We start from the raw sequence: 17,371 nt of genomic DNA, 5'->3' as shown, positions 1-17,371 counted from the left end.
CATGCGACACATTATTTCCCTGCTGCTGGAAAACGAACCCGGCGCATTGTCCCGCGTGGTTGGTCTGTTCTCGCAACGCAACTACAACATCGAAAGCCTGACTGTCGCGCCGACTGAAGACCCGACTTTGTCGCGTCTGACGCTAACCACTGTTGGTCATGATGAAGTCATCGAGCAGATCACCAAAAACCTCAACAAGCTGGTTGAGGTGGTCAAACTGGTCGACCTATCGGAAAGCGCTCACGTCGAGCGCGAACTGATGCTGGTCAAGGTCAAGGCGACTGGCGCTCAGCGTGCTGAAGTCAAGCGTACTACCGACATCTTCCGTGGGCAGATCGTCGATGTGACCAGCAGCGTGTACACCATTCAGCTGGCTGGCACTAGCGATAAGCTGGACAGCTTTATTCAGGCCATCGGCACTGCGTCGATTCTGGAAACCGTGCGCAGTGGCGTTACCGGCATTGCTCGTGGCGACAAGGTGCTGAGCATCTGATTGCGTTGTACTGATAAAACGAAAAGCCCTCAGAGAGAGATCCCTGAGGGCTTTTGCGTTTCTGGGCTTTCGCTTAATCCGCCAGCAGATTAAGTAAGCGTCTCGCGCAAGGCGGGTGTTGTTAAACAAGCTTAGCGTTGGCGATTCCAGAAGGCGCTGATCAACGGATCTTTAAGGCGCTTCTCCAGCGCGAACAGGCCAATGTCGTATGCGGTTAACGGTGGCTGAATATCGTAGGTGCGGATGTGTGCGGTCAGTGGGCTGTTGTCGAGGACGATTTGCGGCACTACGCCAATACCGAAACCCAGGCTCACCATGCTGACGATGGCCTCATTGCCACTCACCTGGGCGTAAATCCGCGGTTTGATATTGTGGTGTTTTAGCCATCTATCGGTGCGAGTCCTGGCAAGGCCTTCTTCTGAGAGAATCATCGGTACGTCTTTCCAGGTATCTGTGCCGGGGCGCTTCACTTGCTCCTCGGTTAGCAGCTGGGGAAACAGTGGGCCGATAAAGCAAAGGGCGGAACGGGCAATCGATTGAAATGCGATACCGCTTGGTAAGTTGTCGGGGCGGGCGCCGATGGCCAGGTCCTCCAGTCCTTCCTGTACGCGCTCGACAGCTTTTGCGGGGTCGCCGGTGTGCAGTTTCATTTCAATGCGCGGGTAGTCCTGGCGAAAGTTGCTCAAGATGTCATAGAGGAAGCTGTAGCTAGCGGTTACCGAGCAATATAGGGAGAGCTCGCCGTGTAGGATCAACTGGTCCTGCTTGAAGGTCTGGCGGATGGCTTGCCAGCCGTTCATGACCTCATTCGCATACTCGCGGAACTGTTGCCCCTCGCGGGTCAGGCGGACGGAGCGGTTGTCTCGCAGAAACAGTGGTGCGCCCAGTTCGTCCTCGAGTTGCTTGATGCTTCGGCTGAGTGCCGAGGGGCTGACGTGTTGCTCGCGACTGGTTTTGCCGAAGTGCAGGTTGTCGGCCAGGGAGAGAAAGAGTCTGAGTGCGTGACTATCCATAATTGTTTCAAATATCGGCATGTTGTGTTGCAAATATATCATTTTACGCAATGGGGCGGATCACTTAAGGTGTCTTCGTCGCGGTGCATGCACCCCATCCCTTTTCGATTAAAAGAGCCAAGAACATGAAAGTTTATTACGACAAAGACTGTGACCTCTCGATCATCCAGGGTAAGAAAGTTGCCATCATCGGTTACGGTTCCCAGGGCCACGCTCAAGCGTGCAACCTGAAAGATTCCGGTGTTGACGTGACTGTTGGCCTGCGCAAAGGCTCCGCCACTGTTGCCAAGGCTGAAGCCCACGGCCTGAAAGTGACTGACGTTGCTTCCGCCGTTGCTGCTGCCGACTTGGTCATGATCCTGACCCCGGACGAGTTCCAGTCCCAGCTGTACAAGAACGAGATCGAGCCAAACATCAAAAAGGGCGCGACCCTGGCGTTCTCCCACGGCTTCGCCATTCACTACAACCAGGTTGTGCCACGCAGCGACCTCGACGTGATCATGATCGCACCGAAGGCTCCAGGTCACACCGTGCGTTCCGAGTTCGTCAAGGGCGGCGGTATCCCTGATCTGATCGCTATCTATCAGGACGCTTCCGGCAACGCCAAGAATGTTGCCCTGTCGTACGCTTCGGGTGTAGGCGGCGGCCGCACCGGTATCATCGAAACCACCTTTAAGGATGAGACTGAAACCGACCTGTTCGGCGAGCAGGCTGTTCTTTGTGGTGGTACCGTTGAACTGGTCAAAGCCGGTTTCGAAACTCTGGTTGAAGCTGGCTACGCGCCGGAAATGGCCTACTTCGAGTGCTTGCACGAACTGAAGCTGATCGTCGACCTCATGTACGAAGGCGGTATCGCCAACATGAACTACTCGATCTCCAACAACGCCGAGTACGGCGAGTACGTGACCGGCCCGGAAGTCATCAACGCCGAGTCCCGTCAGGCCATGCGCAATGCTCTGAAGCGCATCCAAGATGGCGAATACGCCAAGATGTTCATCAGCGAAGGCGCGACCGGCTACCCTTCGATGACCGCCAAGCGTCGTAACAACGCTGCTCACGGTATCGAAATCATCGGTGAGCAACTGCGCTCCATGATGCCGTGGATCGGTGCCAACAAAATCGTCGACAAAGCCAAGAACTAAGGTTTTATGACGTAAGAAAAAACGCGGCCAAGGCCGCGTTTTTTCATGGTGCGGCAAGGCTTCTGGTATAAAGCCTGAGTGTTGCATGGGCGCTGCTATGAACCGTTGTTGTCAGCGCTTGTCGAAATTCTCCAAATCTGTTGCAAGGTGTTGTTCATGAATGAACGTCAAGATGAGCCGCAGTCTCCCGTCGATGCCGAAAGTTTGCTGCCAATCGATGAGCATATAGAAGAGGGGCATGACGCCGAAGGGCGCAAGGTCCGTCATCGCGGTATTTATCTGCTGCCCAACCTGTTTACTACGGCCAACCTGTTTGCTGGCTTCTACGCCATCATCAATGCCATGAACGGCAACTTCTATGTGGCGGCTGCTGCGGTGTTTGTTGCCATGGTGCTGGATGGTCTGGATGGGCGTGTTGCGCGCCTAACTAATACTCAGAGTGCTTTCGGCGCCGAGTATGACTCGCTGTCCGATATGGTTGCCTTTGGTGTGGCGCCTGCCTTGCTCGCATTTGAGTGGGCGCTGGGTAGCATGGGTAAGGTCGGTTGGATGGTCGCCTTCATCTATGTAGCGGGTGCGGCGTTGCGTCTGGCGCGCTTCAATACGCAGATCGGCAGTGTCGACAAGCGCTACTTTATCGGCCTGGCCAGCCCTGCTGCGGCGGGTGTAGTGGCGGGTACGGTGTGGGCCTTCAGTGATTTCGGCATTAAGGGTTCGAATATGGCCTTTGTGGTTGCCATCCTGGTGGCGGCTGCCGGTATGCTGATGGTCAGCAATATCAAGTACAACAGCTTCAAGGATCTAGATCTGAAAGGTCGTGTGCCGTTCGTGGCTATTCTTGCGGTGGTGTTGGTGTTCGCGGTGGTGTTCAGTGATCCGCCGCGGATTCTGCTGATCATTTTCTTGGCCTACGCGGCCTCGGGGCCGGTTCAGTACCTGCTGCGCCTTCGTCGCGGTAAGGACGCCTAGTTACTATGCGTGTGGTTCTACAAAGCCGTTGAAGCGTCAGCTTCAGCGGCTTTGTCGTTTCTGCGGTCGGCGCATGGGTGTGGAGTCGTCGTGACTCTTGAGTTCGCGGCTTTTGAAACAAAAGCATAACAATCGATTGACCTTCGTTCGGCAGTCCCTATAATGCGCAGCTCCAACACCAAACCGGCTGCTTCGAGTTTGAAATCTGTACTGAATGATCTTCTGGTCACACAAACACCTCATGGCTGGGCGAAGCTTAACGCCCTATCGGGGTGTCCAGAATCATTGAGCCACAACAGTCTGGAGTATTGCTCTTTTGTAAACGACACAGAAAAGAAACAGTTCCACTTCATTAGCGTCACCTGTCGTATCGCTTGCCGCCTGTCGATACGAGGTAGAGCCCGTCCATGTATGGGAGTCTGAGTAAAATAGTCGTGTTTTTCACGACCGCGCCCATAATCATGCCTCTGCACAACAGGCTCACCCCGCCTTGAATGCGTTCACACATGGCGTCCGGGCTGTCGATGAAATTGGTTTTGTTGAGTCGGAGCATGATCGCCGTCCTTCCTTCGGGCAAGGCGCCGATCGGTGGTACGACAAAGACTGTGATCTGGCTGTAAATGATGCCAACTACGACGAAGATTACGCAGGCCCAAGCGAACTTCCTCATTGCTCATTCCTTCCTTGGCTCTTCAGTGAGTGCTTCTTGCTTCTGGAAATAGTTATTGATGTTGCTTCGGTGTTGACGCTTTCACCGGAGTTGAAATCTAGAATCTGTCTGTAGGCATTCTGCCACCATAGAGTAGCAGTTGAGCAACGTGAATAGGCGAGGCTGCCAGCCGCTAGATGTGCGTGGATGAAATCAAAAGCACGGAGATATGCGCCGTCAGGTGGCGTAAGTTATCCGCGACAACGTGACAGGCCAGGGGCCATGCGGCCTCTTGCGCTTTTTTATCCGCGACACTGACCCGTTGTGTCGCGGATTGAAAAACGCTACAGCCCAGCAATGCCAAGGGTTGTCGCGTTGTCACGGATGAAACACACCTGAGGCTTAGCCATGGTGGGTACCGGGTGAGTCTGATTCAGCTCTCGCGGTAAGGCACTGAGTTGGCATTTTGCGGATACTGGTTTTTCGAACAGTGATGGCATAGCAGCTATATCTGTTTATGCTGCGGCAAAGTTCCAGCCAGGCACAGCCGATCAGTCAGCCCCGGGGGCAGCCAGGACGCACGCTGCAGAAGGACACCGCAAAGCACATGACGACCGTTATTCACCGTTCGATCAACGAGCCAGAGCGCACCGATCTAGACTGGTGCGCCGCATGGCAAGGCCCAGATCGTGGGCTAATCAAGAGTTGGGAGACCGGCCGCAAACTCGCTATTCAGAAGCCCGAACTGGCTGAGTCCTGTAAAGCCGGCGAACTGCCGCCGCTCAACTGGAAAGGTGGTGTCGCTCGTACTCTGAAGAAGAAGGACAAGATTGGTGCTCTACACTACCTCGCCCAGTGGCAGGGCTTGCGCGGCGATGATCTCAATGTCGACCTGGATGCCGAAGTAACTCTTACCTGCGTGAATACAGGCATGGTCATCACCTTTACCGGGGATATCACCAAGCTAGCTGTTCAGCAAAGCGATACTGACAACGAGGAAGGAGACTCGAATGGTCGACCTGCACCAGGAGTTCCAGAACAGCCGCTTTTTTCATGAGGCTCGGATCGACAGGCGCTCAGCTGATGCGCTGGTAGGTCTGGCCGCCGGCATCACTGCGGATGGAATGATCAACCAGCAGGAGGCCGAGTTTCTCGAAAGTTGGATAGCCACCAATCTCGTCCACCTTGATGATCCGGTAGTGAACCTGCTCTATCGCAGGCTGGCTGACATGCTCGCCGACGGTGTGCTCGATGCTGAGGAATCAGTGGAGCTGCTAAGTATGCTGCGTAGCTTCACTGGCCTGAGCGTGGGGAAGCCGCTGCCCAGCGATAACGTCTTCACAGCACCCAACGATTTGCCCTTGTGCAAGCCTGCTCCGGAACTGGAGTGGAACGGCCGGCTATTTGTTTTTACCGGTGTTATGGCATACGGCCCGCGCAAGGAATGCGAGGCTCTTGTGCTTGAACGGCAGGGGCAGATTGGCTCCGGCGTGAGTAAGAAGATCCACTACCTGGTGGTTGGCAGTATTGGAAATGACCAATGGCTGCACAGTACCTACGGGACCAAGATCAAGAAGGCCGTTGAGCTACGGGAAGCGGGTGCTCAACTCGCCATTGTGAGCGAGGAGCACTGGCAGAACGCAATTTTCGGGTAGTAGGGGGGGGCGCACGTGGGCAGGTACCGTCGACAAACTTCGTTTACCCGCTGGGCCCTCGGCTTGGCAGGTGCAATCCTTATGGCCGTAGTCGTTTATCAACTGCGCGTGAATCTTGCGGAAAGCCGGTTGGAGAATCGTCTTGTGCATATCCAGCAGCTTCAACAAGCCTTACAGCCGCAGCCTAAAGCATATCGTCAGCCTTCCCCTGAAGAAGTCGCAGCTCACCAGCGGAGGCTGAAAGAGCAGGCTGAGGAAAACCAGCGAATAGCAGCAGCGCACGCAATCGCCGCTGCCGAGGGGCGCCGTAAGGAGGAGGCTTGGAGCAGGTACTTCACTCCGACCAGAGCCTGCATGCTGCCTGAGTCGAATGCTCGTCAGCAGGTCTGCGAGGCGAACCGATCCAAGCATAGAGCTCGGTTTGAAGAAAACTGGGTTGCCAATAAAAAGACATGATTTAGGCCCAAACTACCAAAGAAGAAGCCTTGGCCGGCCAGCTCGTACAGCGCCAGGCGTGTTGTCACCCCGCAAATCCAGGGTGCTTGTTGTACAGGGCTCGCATCGCTATGTATGCCATTCGCTGCCCCGCCAGGAGGTCCAATATCCCGGTAGGTTGGCCGTTCCAGCTGGTGGATAGCCCGTTTTTAGGCTGGCCGAGTAATCACTAGGCCTTCCGCTTGATGCTCACCACATTACCGCCAGCGCGTAGTGCGTCGATCGAGTCGGCCCACGCCTGCATCATCTCTCTGCGTTGCTCCAAATAGACGGCGTGGTTGTAGGTGTCGCGAATCTCATCCTGATCCCCGTGGGCGAGTTGGCGCTCGATCCAGTCGCGGTTGTAGCCACGGCCGTTCAGTTCTGTGCTCAGTAGGTGGCGGAAGCCATGGCCGGTTTGACGGTCTTTGTAACCGATCGCCTGCAGTGCCAGGTTTACCGTGTTTTCGCTCATCGGGCGGCTGGTGTCGTGCCGGCCGGCGAAGACCAGCGGGTATTTGCCGGTGATTTCGTGGAGCTGGCGCAGAATGGTTAAGGCCTGGAGGGGTAGGGGGACTACATGCGCCCGGCGGGCCTTCATCCGTGCCGCGGGAATAGTCCAGGTGGCTGCATCGAGGTCGAACTCGGCCCAGGGGGCGGCGCGTAGCTCGCCCGGGCGAACTGCCGTCAGGACCAGCAGCTGGATCGCGCCCCTGGTCAGGGTGTGAGTTTTGGCTGTCTCGACCTTACCAAGAAGCTCGGGGAGCTCAGCGAAGGTAACGTGTGGGTGATGCTTCGTCGGCGGTGGAAGTGCTGCGATCACATCAAGGTCGGTGGCCGGGTTGTGCTCAATCACGCCACGGGCAAGGCCGTAGCGGAAGATCTGGTTCGGCCACTGACGGGTTTTCTTGGCGATGTTGTGCGCGCCCCGGCTTTCAATCTTGCGGATCAGCGCCACCAGGTCGGGGCGGGTTACCGACTCGAATGGCTTCTTGCCCAGAGCTGGGAGCAGATCCGACTCAAGGTAAGCAAGCGCCTTGGCTGCCGTGGAAGGCGCCCAGCGCGGCGTCCGATACTGATGCCACTCTCTGGCCAGAGCCTCGAAGGTAAGCGCTTCGACTTTCTGCGCCTGCTTGTCTGCCTTTTTCAGTTCCCCTGGGTCGATACCCTCGGCTAGTTGCTGGCGCGCTTCGTCTCTGCGGCGACGGGCCAGTTGTAGGGGCACGGTTGGATATGCCCCAAAGGCCAGGCGTTTTTCTTTGCCGGCATAGCTGTACTTGAGGCGCCAGAGCTTTGAGCCGTTGGGCATTACTTCCAGATAGAGGCCCTGGCCATCGGCAAGCTTGTAGGGCTTTTCCTTGGGCTTGGCGACTTTTATGGCTGAGTCGGTCAGGGGGTGGCTTGTCGAGGCATGGAGGGCTCCTGCGTAGGGGCATGAAACATGACCTAACTGGATATGCCCCCAACGATGCCCCTAAAAGTTTGGGCTTGCAAGGGAGGTGTCGGGAATTTTGGGCAATAAAAAAACGGCTCAAAGGCCGGTTTTAATGGGTTCCTGGTATTTCTTGGTACTACCTGAACCTTGTAAATGGTGCCCGGGGGAGACTCGAACCAAGCGCTATAGGCTATGTAATAGAAGGGTTGTGGTTTCATGTGGCTTTTAATCTACTCACAAATCTACTCACTTTTTTGTTTGTTGCCCTGCTTTTTGATCGTTTTCTAGTGTGTGATTCCGTCGATCCTTATCCCGAGTTTTTGCATTGCCGTGACCGTATCAGCCATGGCTTTTTCTTCGATGCGTGCGAGCTTTTCGATGCGCTTGGCAAAGGTCGTTCGGTGCATGCCTTTGGGGCGGCTTATGTACTGGGCCGGGAAATCGAAGGGCCCGGCATCGCAGCCTAATTTGTGCCGGAGCGTCCAGGCTTGATTGAGTGCCCTATCGCCTTTGTTGGCCTGTTGGCTGGGGTAGTTCAACCGCATGCAGTGGCGGCACGCAAATACCCCGCCGTTGTACAGCTTCGCCACACGCCGGCCACAGCTCGGGCAGAGGAACCACGGACGTTCCCCGCCAAGGTGGCAGGGTGTCCAGGTAATAGTCACCGGGTAGTCATGTTGCACCGGCTCACTGTTATATCTGCTGCTGCGATAGCGCAGGCGCATGCCGTGCCGGTTTTCGATGGCAATGCCGATGCTCGCCACCTTTTCGCCCCGTCGCCACCATTCCCACTGAAAAGATGCGCCCGCCCGTAAAAGGCCTTTGCGATTTAGGGCGCTGATATTCAGCGTGCGGTAATCGTCTGTGCTGTTTTTTTCGCGTTGTCTGGCCATCGGTGTGAACCTAAATCAATTGGAAAAATGGCAGTGACCTTAGTTTCAGCGTTCTGCTGAATCGCACAATTTGCGCAACTTGCCGCGAGCGCGCCATTTTCTTGCCCGTTATCACGCCGAAATACTCAAGCCTTAACAGCATCTAAGAGGGTGCCCCCTTGGTAGATATATAAGGGGCTTCGGAAATCGAACGTGGTGGCGCGCTCCATCGCTTCGGTAATCGAACTGATAGCCCTTGAATTGTGTCGGTTTCGGTCATTTTTAGACCTTCCTACGTTCGATTTCCGAACCGTATCAGTTTGAAAATCAAACAGGGTTTTTTGCTCTTTCAAGGCTAAGAGCTCTAAGTGGTGCGGCCGTTGGTGGGTGTTCCAGCTCTTTGCCCTGGCAATCATCGACAGCCCTCCAGGTTATTGCGTACAGGGCGCAACGCCCGCCTGGCTTCATAAACCGACCGGCCCGCGTGCATCTGATTAGGTTCTTCTGCTGTAGCTCCACGATGGCGGCGGCAAGTGTTGACGATGACCGCACGCCCGAGGCGCGAACGTCCCCGAGCGTTGCGGATAGGTCGCCATTGTTCTTGCCGTTAAACTGGGTCGCCAAATGAATCAGAACCTTCAAAGCCGAACCGCTCAAGCTGGTGAAATCCTCACATTTGATAAGCGTGTGAGGCAGCAGAAGAAAGGCCCCACTGTCACGCCTGCCTTTTGATTTCTCGCGTGTTCTAGCCATGCTCAGCCACCAGCAAGCGGTTGTTCGGCAACAGCAGTAAAGGTGCCCCCAGCGCTTAGGCTGCCGAAGCAGCCTTCACGCCCGTCTAGTGACAGCAGATACCAAGCGTTAAGGCTGCCTGGTTTGTCGCAGGGCGCGCGGAAGCGGTGAACCTTGCCATCTTGTATGGGTAGCCACTCAAGTGGGCCGAAAGCCCCCTCCAGGGCTTGGCGGAATTGGTTTACAGACTCCATCGCATCACCTCCAGCGAAAGCAGAAGCAGTAGATCAGGGCCGGCGGGTTGCAACGCCAGCACTAATGCGCGGCTTTTTTCCAGGCAAACCGATCCCGTTGCCGCCAAGTGGCAGCGTTGAAAATTAGCCATGGTTATTCCCCGGTCTGGGTCAGGTAATACAGTGCGATGCCGTGGTGGGTGCGACCCTGTTCGTCGGTCATGCTGATGCTCTGTTTACTTATCGGATTGCCGCGCTCTTTAAGCTCTTTGATCCTGGCTGCGGGCATAAGGATATTTAGTTCGCGCCTGGCGGTCAGGGTATCTATGGGGCCGAGTTGCAGGCGTGCCAGTAGGCGTGCACGTTGGGCGCTGGAGCTGCTGCTTTGAATGGTCGTTGTCATTGCATGGCCTCCCGTTGGGCGGCCAATGCGTCGCACCATGCGATCACTTCGGCTTCAATCCAGGCCACAGACTTGGGGCCGAGCGTTATTTGTACGGGGAAGGTGCCGGCTGCAATGCGCCGGTATATTTCGGAAGTTGAAAGACTGGTGTAGTCCTTCACTGCAGGTAGCTTGATAAAGCGGCGCAGTGTTTGGGTTTTTTCAGTATGTGCTGCCATGGTCGTGTGCCTCTTGGGCTTTGTTGAACACGATTGGCATTTCATACCGCAGCGGCACAGCCTGGCAGTCCGGTCTACCCGTAAACTGTGCAGTCTGCGCGTAGACTGTAAGGGCTAAATTTTAGTCTTGCGGTGTGTTTGAACCCAGCTGTACAGAGTGCGTTCAGTCACCTCGTATATCTTGTGGCGGTGCCGCGCAAAAGCGGCCATGCCGCTATATCTGCTCCCTTCTCTATCCCACTCGGCCAGGGCTTTTTCCTTTAACGCGTTGGTGCTCCTGTGACGCTCATCGGCAGAACGTCTGCCATTAGCGCTAACTGCTGTTTTCGCGGCATCAATAGTTTCTCGATAGAGTTTGGCTGAAGCGATGTTGGTCGCGACTAATTCGAAAGCGATGTCTGCGCCGCGCGCTAATTGTTTGGCGATGATGTAGTCATCGACGTACGGGACAGCCGCAGCTAGGAGCAGGCTCTCGAAGTCTGGTGCTTCGGCTTCTGCAATTACCCCAGAAACCACACAAGGAATAATGATTCTCATATAAACCTCGGTAAGCCAGCCGTCCGGAGCGTCTGCGATGTCGTTTAAGTCTCCTAAAGCAGGTGAGTCCCTGTCCTCGTGCAGCGCCAATTGCCCGCGCTCAATAAGTGTTTGGATTGTTGGGAGTAGTTCTTTCTCAAGTGCTCTGATTTCAGTCGCTGTGGCTTCAAAAAACTCGGCTGAAGGTTGTTCGCCCAGCTTGCGTGCAATCGTGGCATACGCGTCCCTGCCGAGCCGCCAGATAGTCGATAAGTAGTCCTTTCCGTCTAGGTTTTTGCCATGCCAGGACTCGCAGGGCGATCCATCGGATCGAAGAAAAACTTTGTCCTGAAATCCCTGCTGGCCCTCCGCGAAGCTCAAATATGGGTCGTACGATAGAAATTTGTGAAAACTCATCTTGTCCCCTTTCTGACCCGTCGGGCGAGGCCAGCCAAAACCGTTAAGCCTTGCGCTTGATGCTCACTACGTTGGCCCCTGAACACAAAGCATCTATCGAGTCTGCCCATGCCTGCATCATGTCCCGGCGCTGCTCCAAATAGGTGGCGTGGTTGTAGGTGTCGCGTATTTCGTCGTCGTCACCATGGGCTAGCTGGCGTTCGATCCAATCCCGGTTGTAGCCGCGCCCGTTTAATTCTGTGCTCAGCAGGTGGCGGAAGCCGTGGCCGGTTTGCCTGCCTTTATAGCCAACGTCTGCCAGTGCCTTGTTGATGGTGTTTTCACTCATTGGGCGGTTGGTGTTGTTGCGTCCGGCAAATACCAAGGCATAGCCCCCGGTGACTTCTTGGAGCTGGCGCAGGATGGCAACGGCCTGGCGTGGCAGTGGTACTGAGTGATCGCGCCGGGCTTTCATCCGTTCTTTCGGGATTGTCCAGGTAGCGGCGTCTAGATTGAACTCGGCCCAAGGCGCGGCGCGCAATTCGCCAGGGCGCACGGCCGTCAGCACCAGCAGGCGTATAGCGTGGCGGGTCAGAGTGTTGATCTTGGCCGCTTCTACCTTGCCCAGCAGCTCGGGTAGCTCTGCAAAGGTGACGTGCGGATGGTGGCGGGTTGCTGGTGCGTGGGCGGCGATCACGTCGAGGTCGGTTGCCGGGTTGGCTTCTACTGCCCCCTGTGCCAAACCGAAGCGGAAAATCTGGCTTAGCCATTGGCGGGCTTTCTTGGCCACATTGTGCGCGCCGCGTGATTCGATCTTACGTATTAGTGCCACCAGCTCGGGGCGAGTAATGGCTTTGGCCGGGAGGTGGCCAAGGGTGGGCAGTAAATCCGACTCCATATAAGAAGCGGTTTTGTCGGCGGTTGACTTCGCCCAGCGTGGCGAACGGTAGGCGTGCCACTCTCGCGCCAGCTTCTCGAATGTAAATGCTTCAAGCGCCTTGGCTTGCTTGGTGGCCTGGCGGTCTGCGCCTGGGTCTATGCCTTCGTCTAGCAGAAGGCGGGCGTCATCACGTTTGCGGCGGGCCATGGCCAGCAGCACGGCGGGATAAGCGCCCAGGGACAACATTTTAGCTTTGCCGTTGAAGCGGTAGCGGTAGCGCCATAATTTGGAGCCGGTCGGGGCGACCTCCAGACACAGGCCGTTTTTGTCCGCCAGGCGATACAGCTTGTCTTTGGGTTTGGCTGTTTTTATGGCGGAATCGGTCAGCGGCATGGTGCCCCCGTGTGAGCCGCGCCGGGTGGCGTTTAGCGGCTCAGGTGTGAGTAGATTTTTAGACCAAACTCGATCTACTCACAAATCTACTCACAATCCTATGGGCTTACAAGGAAAGGGTAGGGAACTACGGGCAATAAAAAACCGGCTCAGAGGCCGGTTTTCTATGGGTTTCAGGTCGTTTCGGTACGTCCTGATAAAATCTAATGGTGCCCCGGGGGAGACTCGAACTCCCACTTCTTTCGAAAACGGATTTTGAATCCGCCGCGTCTACCGGTTCCGCCACCGGGGCACAATGGCGGCGCAGTATAGGGATGGTGTTGGGGTTGGTCAATCCACTTGCGTGGTCAGCATGCACGATTTCCGGTAAGCTTTGCCGCCCTGCTAGACGACCCCCTTCCGACCATGCGTGTTGCCGACTTCAATTTCGAGCTGCCTGACGCTCTGATTGCCCGCCACCCCCTTGCTGAACGCCGTGCCAGCCGTTTGCTGGTGCTCGATGGGCCGACGGGTGAGCTGGCGCATAAACAGTTCAGTGATCTGCTGGATTACCTGCGCCCCGGCGATCTGATGGTGTTCAACAATACCCGAGTGATTCCGGCGCGGTTGTTCGGCCAGAAGGCCTCGGGCGGCAAGCTGGAGATTCTGGTCGAGCGCGTGCTGGACGCTCACAGCGTGTTGGCTCATGTGCGTTCGAGCAAGTCACCCAAGCCGGGTTCGAGCATCCTGATTGACGGTGGTGGCGAGGCCGAGATGGTTGCTCGTCACGATGCGCTGTTCGAGCTGCGCTTTAGCGAAGAAGTGCTGCCGCTGCTGGAGCGGGTCGGGCATATGCCCTTGCCGCCCTATATTGATCGGCCGGATGAGCAGGCCGACCGCGAGCGCTACCAGACTGTATATGCCGACCGTGCTGGCGCTGTCGCGGCGCCGACCGCCGGGCTGCATTTTGATCAGCAGCTGCTCGCGGCGATTGCCGAGAAAGGTGTTGAGCAGGCTTTCGTGACCTTGCACGTCGGGGCTGGCACTTTCCAGCCGGTGCGGGTTGAGCGCATCGAAGATCACCATATGCACAGTGAATGGCTGGAGGTCGGTCAGGATGTGGTCGATGCCGTGGCGGCCTGTCGTGCGCGTGGCGGTCGAGTGATTGCGGTTGGTACCACCAGCGTGCGTTCGCTGGAAAGCGCCGCGCGCGATGGCGTGCTCAAGGCCTTCAGCGGTGACACCGATATCTTTATCTACCCCGGCCGACCGCTGCATGTGGTTGACGCGCTGGTGACCAACTTCCATTTGCCGGAGTCGACGCTGCTGATGCTGGTGTCGGCGTTTGCCGGTTATCCGGAAACCATGGCGGCCTATCAGGCGGCGATTGCCGGCGAATATCGTTTTTTCAGTTACGGTGATGCCATGTTTATCACCCGCAATCCCGCGCCGCGCGGGCCAGAGGAACAGCTATGACGCGCACGTGCCGGATGTCTTTCGAATTGTTGGCGACCGAGGGCAAGGCGCGCCGTGGTCGGCTGACCTTCCCGCGTGGCGTGGTGGAGACCCCGGCGTTTATGCCAGTGGGTACCTATGGCACGGTCAAGGGCATGCTGCCGCGTGATATCGAGGCGATTGGTGCGCAGATCATCCTTGGCAATACCTTCCACCTGTGGTTGCGGCCTGGCACCGAGGTGATCAAGAAGCACGGTGACCTGCATGACTTTATGCAATGGCAGGGGCCGATCCTCACCGACTCTGGCGGCTTCCAGGTGTTCAGCCTGGGTGCGATGCGCAAGATCAAGGAAGAGGGCGTGTACTTCGCTTCACCGGTCGATGGCGCCAAGGTATTTATGGGGCCGGAAGAGTCGATGCAGGTGCAGCGCGACCTGGGCTCGGACATCGTGATGATTTTCGACGAATGCACGCCGTATCCGGCCGAGTTCGATGTGGCCAAGCGTTCGATGGAGTTGTCGCTGCGTTGGGCCAAGCGCTCGAAAGAGGCGCATGGCGAGAGCACGGCAGCGCTGTTCGGCATCGTTCAGGGCGGCATGCACGAGGAGTTGCGTAAAGTCTCGCTGGATGGTCTGGAGCAGATCGGCTTTGACGGTTACGCCATTGGCGGTCTGTCGGTCGGCGAGCCGAAAGAGGAAATGATCAAGGTGCTGGATTACCTGCCGCCGCAGTTGCCGGCCGATAAGCCGCGCTACCTGATGGGCGTCGGCAAGCCTGAGGATCTGGTTGAAGGTGTGCGCCGTGGCGTGGATATGTTCGACTGCGTAATGCCGACCCGTAACGCACGCAACGGCCACCTGTTTGTCGATACCGGTGTGCTGAAGATCCGCAATGCTTTCCATAAGCATGACGAGTCGCCGCTGGATCCGACCTGCGACTGTTACACCTGCAAACATTTCTCCCGCGCCTATCTGCATCATCTGGATAAATGCGGCGAAATGCTGGGTAGCATGCTCAATACAATCCACAACTTACGGCATTATCAGGTGCTTATGGCTGGTTTGCGTGAGGCTATTCAACAGGGTACATTGGCCGCCTTTGTCGATGCCTTCTATGCCAAGCGCGGGCTGCCAACGCCGCCTCTGGATTGATTCCCAACTTTTTAAAGACCCTTGCAACAGGAGTGTTACATGAGCTTTTTTATCCCCGCTGCTTTCGCTGAAGGCGCCGCACCGGCTGCCGGTCCTGCTGGTAGTGGTTTTGAGTGGGTGTTTCTGGTTGGCTTTCTGGTCATCTTCTATCTGATGATCTGGCGTCCGCAGGCCAAACGTGCCAAGGAGCACAAGAACCTGATCGGTGGCCTGCAGAAGGGTGATGAAGTGGTAACCAGCGGCGGTATCGCTGGCAAGGTGTCGAAGGTTTCCGATGACTTCGTGGTTATCGAAGTGTCCGACACCGTTGAGCTGAAGATTCAGAAAGTGGCTATCGCCGCTTCGCTGCCCAAGGGCACGCTGAAAGCGATCTAAGCAACACACCTTTACCATTCGACGGGGCGCTTCATGCGCCCCGCGTCATAACGGGCGGCGTCATGCTCAACAAATTCCCTGTCTGGAAATACCTGCTGATTCTGGCTGTGCTGGCAATCGGCGCTCTTTATTCCCTGCCCAATCTGTACCCGGATGATCCGGCGATCCAGATCAGTGGCAACAGCTCCGCCATGCGCGTCGAGCAGGCTGATCTGGATCGCGCCAGTCGTACTCTGGAAGCGGCCGGTATCAGCGTAAAAGCCGCCAGCCTGGCCAATCAGGGGCGTGCCGGCTTGCTGCGTTTGAACCATGCTGAAGACCAGCTGCCGGCCAAAGAGCTGGTGCGCAAAGCATTGAGCGATGAATTCGTAGTAGCCCTCAACCTGGCGCAAACCACGCCAGACTGGCTGCGTAACCTGGGCGGCAGCCCGATGAAGCTGGGTCTGGACTTGTCTGGTGGTGTGCACTTCCTGATGGAAGTGGACATGGACAAGGCCCTGGATGCGCGTCGCAAGGTTTACGAGGGAGAGGTCAAGAGCCTGCTGCGCAAAGAGCGCGTGCGTTATCGCAGTCTGCCTGAGCTCAATGGTGCTATTCAGCTGGGTTTTGCCGATGAGGCAGCGCTGGAGAAGGCTCAGCAGCTGATTCGCAAAGACTTTACCGATTTTGATATGACCACCGTGCAGCGCAGTGAGCAGCAGGTACTGCGTCTGGCGCTGACTCAGGCCAAGCTGGTTGAGATTCGTGAGTACTCGATCAAGCAGAACTTGACCACCGTGCGTAACCGGGTCAACGAGCTGGGTGTGGCTGAGCCGCTGGTCCAGCGTCAGGGTGCCAACCGTATTGTGGTTGAGCTGCCAGGCGTGCAGGACACCGCCGAAGCCAAGCGTATTCTCGGCAAGACCGCCAACCTGGAATTCCGTCTTGCTGCTGAGCCGGACGCTGCCAAGGCTGCGACCGAGAGTTTCGAGTTCCGCCAGGAAGGTCGTCCGCCAGCTCAGTTGGAGCGTGATCTGATCATCACCGGTGACCAGGTCACCGATGCTCAGGCCAGTTTCGATGAGAACGGCAGTCCGCAGGTCAATATCCGCCTGGATGGCCGTGGCGGCGATCTGATGAACCGCGCGACCCGTAACAACGTTGGTCGCAGCATGGCGGTGATCTTTATCGAACAGAAGCCGGTAACCCGCTACGTGCGCCAGGTGGTTGATGGTGTCGAGAAGGAAGTCGAGCTGCAGACCTTCGTCGAAGAGAAAAAGATCATCAGCCTGGCCACTATTCAGTCGCCACTGGGCAGTCAGTTCCGCATCACCGGCCTGGATGGTCAGGGTGAGTCGTCCGAGCTGGCTCTGCTGCTGCGCGCTGGTGGTCTGGCAGCGCCGATGTACTTCGCTGAAGAGCGCACCATCGGTCCAAGTCTGGGTGCCGACAACATTGCCAAGGGCGTCAATGCGTCGCTGTGGGCGATGCTGTTTGTGTCGCTGTTTATTATCGCCATCTACCGCTTCTTCGGCGTGCTGGCGACCGTTGCTCTGGGTCTGAACATGGTGCTGCTGCTGGCTCTGATGTCGCTGCTCAGTGCCACCCTGACCTTGCCGGGTATCGCCGGTATCGTGCTGACCATGGGTATGGCGGTGGACGCCAACGTGCTGATCTTCTCGCGTATTCGCGAAGAGATTGCCAATGGCATGTCGATCCAGCGGGCCATCCATGAGGGTTTTGATCGGGCCTACTCGGCGATTGTTGACGCCAACCTGACCACTCTGCTGGTCGGCGGCATCCTGTTCGCCATGGGTACCGGGCCGGTCAAGGGCTTCGCCGTGACGCTGTCGCTGGGTATTCTCACCTCGATGTTTACCGCCATTCTGGTGACGCGCTGCATGGTCAACCTGACGTGCGGCGGGCGTGACTTCAAGAAGTTGTGGATTTAAGGGGCTG

Annotated in this window: 18 protein-coding genes and 1 tRNA gene; 10 read left to right on the top strand and 9 right to left on the bottom strand. The window is 56.8% G+C overall.

Annotated features, from left to right (window positions below; translation table 11 throughout):
- Position 1 precedes the first annotated feature (1 nt).
- On the top strand, positions 2-493 hold the full coding sequence (gene ilvN, locus ACIN8IBEIGE_RS18190; RefSeq protein ID WP_090256033.1) for an acetolactate synthase small subunit: 492 nt from the start codon (positions 2-4) through the stop codon (positions 491-493).
- Positions 494-624: 131 nt separating this feature from the next.
- Here ilvN and ilvY read toward each other — a convergent pair whose 3' ends face one another.
- Positions 625-1,506, bottom strand: coding sequence for an HTH-type transcriptional activator IlvY (gene ilvY, locus ACIN8IBEIGE_RS18185; protein ID WP_160015878.1), 882 nt, complete (start codon positions 1,504-1,506; stop codon positions 625-627).
- Between the two features lie 125 nt (positions 1,507-1,631).
- Here ilvY and ilvC point away from each other — a divergent pair, with 125 nt between their 5' ends.
- Together ilvC and pssA are read left to right on the top strand one after the other, a co-directional pair.
- Positions 1,632-2,648: a ketol-acid reductoisomerase gene (gene ilvC, locus ACIN8IBEIGE_RS18180; protein ID WP_160015877.1), complete on the top strand. Its 1,017-nt coding sequence runs from the start codon at positions 1,632-1,634 to the stop codon at positions 2,646-2,648.
- Between the two features lie 156 nt (positions 2,649-2,804).
- Positions 2,805-3,617 carry a CDP-diacylglycerol--serine O-phosphatidyltransferase gene (gene pssA / locus ACIN8IBEIGE_RS18175; protein WP_160015876.1) on the top strand — a complete coding sequence of 271 codons (813 nt, stop codon included), beginning with the start codon at positions 2,805-2,807 and terminating at the stop codon, positions 3,615-3,617.
- 358 nt (positions 3,618-3,975) lie between these two features.
- Here pssA and ACIN8IBEIGE_RS18170 read toward each other — a convergent pair whose 3' ends face one another.
- Positions 3,976-4,287, bottom strand: coding sequence for a hypothetical protein (locus ACIN8IBEIGE_RS18170; RefSeq protein WP_160015875.1), 312 nt, complete (start codon positions 4,285-4,287; stop codon positions 3,976-3,978).
- Positions 4,288-4,873: 586 nt separating this feature from the next.
- Between ACIN8IBEIGE_RS18170 and ACIN8IBEIGE_RS18165 the strand changes: the two genes are divergently transcribed.
- From ACIN8IBEIGE_RS18165 to ACIN8IBEIGE_RS18155, 3 genes are all read left to right on the top strand, one after another.
- Positions 4,874-5,323, top strand: coding sequence for a hypothetical protein (locus tag ACIN8IBEIGE_RS18165; protein ID WP_160015874.1), 450 nt, complete (start codon positions 4,874-4,876; stop codon positions 5,321-5,323).
- Positions 5,277-5,921 carry a BRCT domain-containing protein gene (locus ACIN8IBEIGE_RS18160; RefSeq protein WP_160015873.1) on the top strand — a complete coding sequence of 215 codons (645 nt, stop codon included), beginning with the start codon at positions 5,277-5,279 and terminating at the stop codon, positions 5,919-5,921. The genes ACIN8IBEIGE_RS18165 and ACIN8IBEIGE_RS18160 overlap by 47 nt, the downstream gene beginning before the upstream one ends.
- A gap of 81 nt (positions 5,922-6,002) precedes the next feature.
- Positions 6,003-6,377 carry a hypothetical protein gene (locus tag ACIN8IBEIGE_RS18155; RefSeq protein ID WP_160015872.1) on the top strand — a complete coding sequence of 125 codons (375 nt, stop codon included), beginning with the start codon at positions 6,003-6,005 and terminating at the stop codon, positions 6,375-6,377.
- A 208-nt stretch (positions 6,378-6,585) separates the two neighbouring features.
- Here ACIN8IBEIGE_RS18155 and ACIN8IBEIGE_RS18150 read toward each other — a convergent pair whose 3' ends face one another.
- The 7 genes from ACIN8IBEIGE_RS18150 to ACIN8IBEIGE_RS18120 form a co-directional block, all read right to left on the bottom strand.
- Positions 6,586-7,788 (bottom strand): integrase arm-type DNA-binding domain-containing protein, encoded by a 1,203-nt coding sequence (locus ACIN8IBEIGE_RS18150; protein WP_256665288.1) that lies wholly within the window; start codon positions 7,786-7,788, stop codon positions 6,586-6,588.
- A gap of 326 nt (positions 7,789-8,114) precedes the next feature.
- Positions 8,115-8,723 (bottom strand): hypothetical protein, encoded by a 609-nt coding sequence (locus ACIN8IBEIGE_RS21015; RefSeq protein WP_160015871.1) that lies wholly within the window; start codon positions 8,721-8,723, stop codon positions 8,115-8,117.
- Positions 8,724-9,821: 1,098 nt separating this feature from the next.
- Complete coding sequence (locus tag ACIN8IBEIGE_RS18140; protein WP_256665223.1) at positions 9,822-10,070, bottom strand: helix-turn-helix domain-containing protein; 249 nt, start codon at positions 10,068-10,070, stop codon at positions 9,822-9,824.
- Entirely contained in the window at positions 10,067-10,288 is a 222-nt protein-coding gene (locus tag ACIN8IBEIGE_RS18135; RefSeq protein WP_160015869.1) for an AlpA family transcriptional regulator, read from the bottom strand. The genes ACIN8IBEIGE_RS18140 and ACIN8IBEIGE_RS18135 overlap by 4 nt, the downstream gene beginning before the upstream one ends.
- A 114-nt stretch (positions 10,289-10,402) precedes the next feature.
- Entirely contained in the window at positions 10,403-11,221 is an 819-nt protein-coding gene (locus ACIN8IBEIGE_RS18130) for a hypothetical protein (RefSeq protein WP_160015868.1), read from the bottom strand.
- 43 nt (positions 11,222-11,264) lie between these two features.
- Positions 11,265-12,473: an integrase arm-type DNA-binding domain-containing protein gene (locus ACIN8IBEIGE_RS18125; protein WP_160015867.1), complete on the bottom strand. Its 1,209-nt coding sequence runs from the start codon at positions 12,471-12,473 to the stop codon at positions 11,265-11,267.
- A gap of 207 nt (positions 12,474-12,680) precedes the next feature.
- Positions 12,681-12,765, bottom strand: a tRNA-Leu gene (locus ACIN8IBEIGE_RS18120).
- Between the two features lie 113 nt (positions 12,766-12,878).
- Here ACIN8IBEIGE_RS18120 and queA point away from each other — a divergent pair.
- The 4 genes from queA (at position 12,879) to secD (ending at position 17,364) form a co-directional block, all read left to right on the top strand.
- Positions 12,879-13,928 (top strand): tRNA preQ1(34) S-adenosylmethionine ribosyltransferase-isomerase QueA, encoded by a 1,050-nt coding sequence (gene queA, locus ACIN8IBEIGE_RS18115; RefSeq protein ID WP_160015866.1) that lies wholly within the window; start codon positions 12,879-12,881, stop codon positions 13,926-13,928.
- Positions 13,929-13,942: 14 nt separating this feature from the next.
- Complete coding sequence (gene tgt / locus ACIN8IBEIGE_RS18110; RefSeq protein WP_178124402.1) at positions 13,943-15,058, top strand: tRNA guanosine(34) transglycosylase Tgt; 1,116 nt, start codon at positions 13,943-13,945, stop codon at positions 15,056-15,058.
- A 39-nt stretch (positions 15,059-15,097) separates the two neighbouring features.
- Complete coding sequence (gene yajC / locus ACIN8IBEIGE_RS18105; protein ID WP_090375534.1) at positions 15,098-15,433, top strand: preprotein translocase subunit YajC; 336 nt, start codon at positions 15,098-15,100, stop codon at positions 15,431-15,433.
- Positions 15,434-15,495: 62 nt separating this feature from the next.
- Positions 15,496-17,364, top strand: a complete 1,869-nt coding sequence (gene secD, locus ACIN8IBEIGE_RS18100) for a protein translocase subunit SecD (RefSeq protein ID WP_160015864.1) — start codon at positions 15,496-15,498, stop codon at positions 17,362-17,364.
- Positions 17,365-17,371 lie beyond the last annotated feature (7 nt).

It is taken from the genome of Pseudomonas sp. 8BK (assembly GCF_902506475.1).
Taxonomy (GTDB): Bacteria; Pseudomonadota; Gammaproteobacteria; order Pseudomonadales; family Pseudomonadaceae; genus Aquipseudomonas; species Aquipseudomonas anguilliseptica.
The sequence above is the reverse complement of the archived record's forward strand: the minus strand, read 5'-3'. Positions and strand labels throughout refer to the sequence as shown.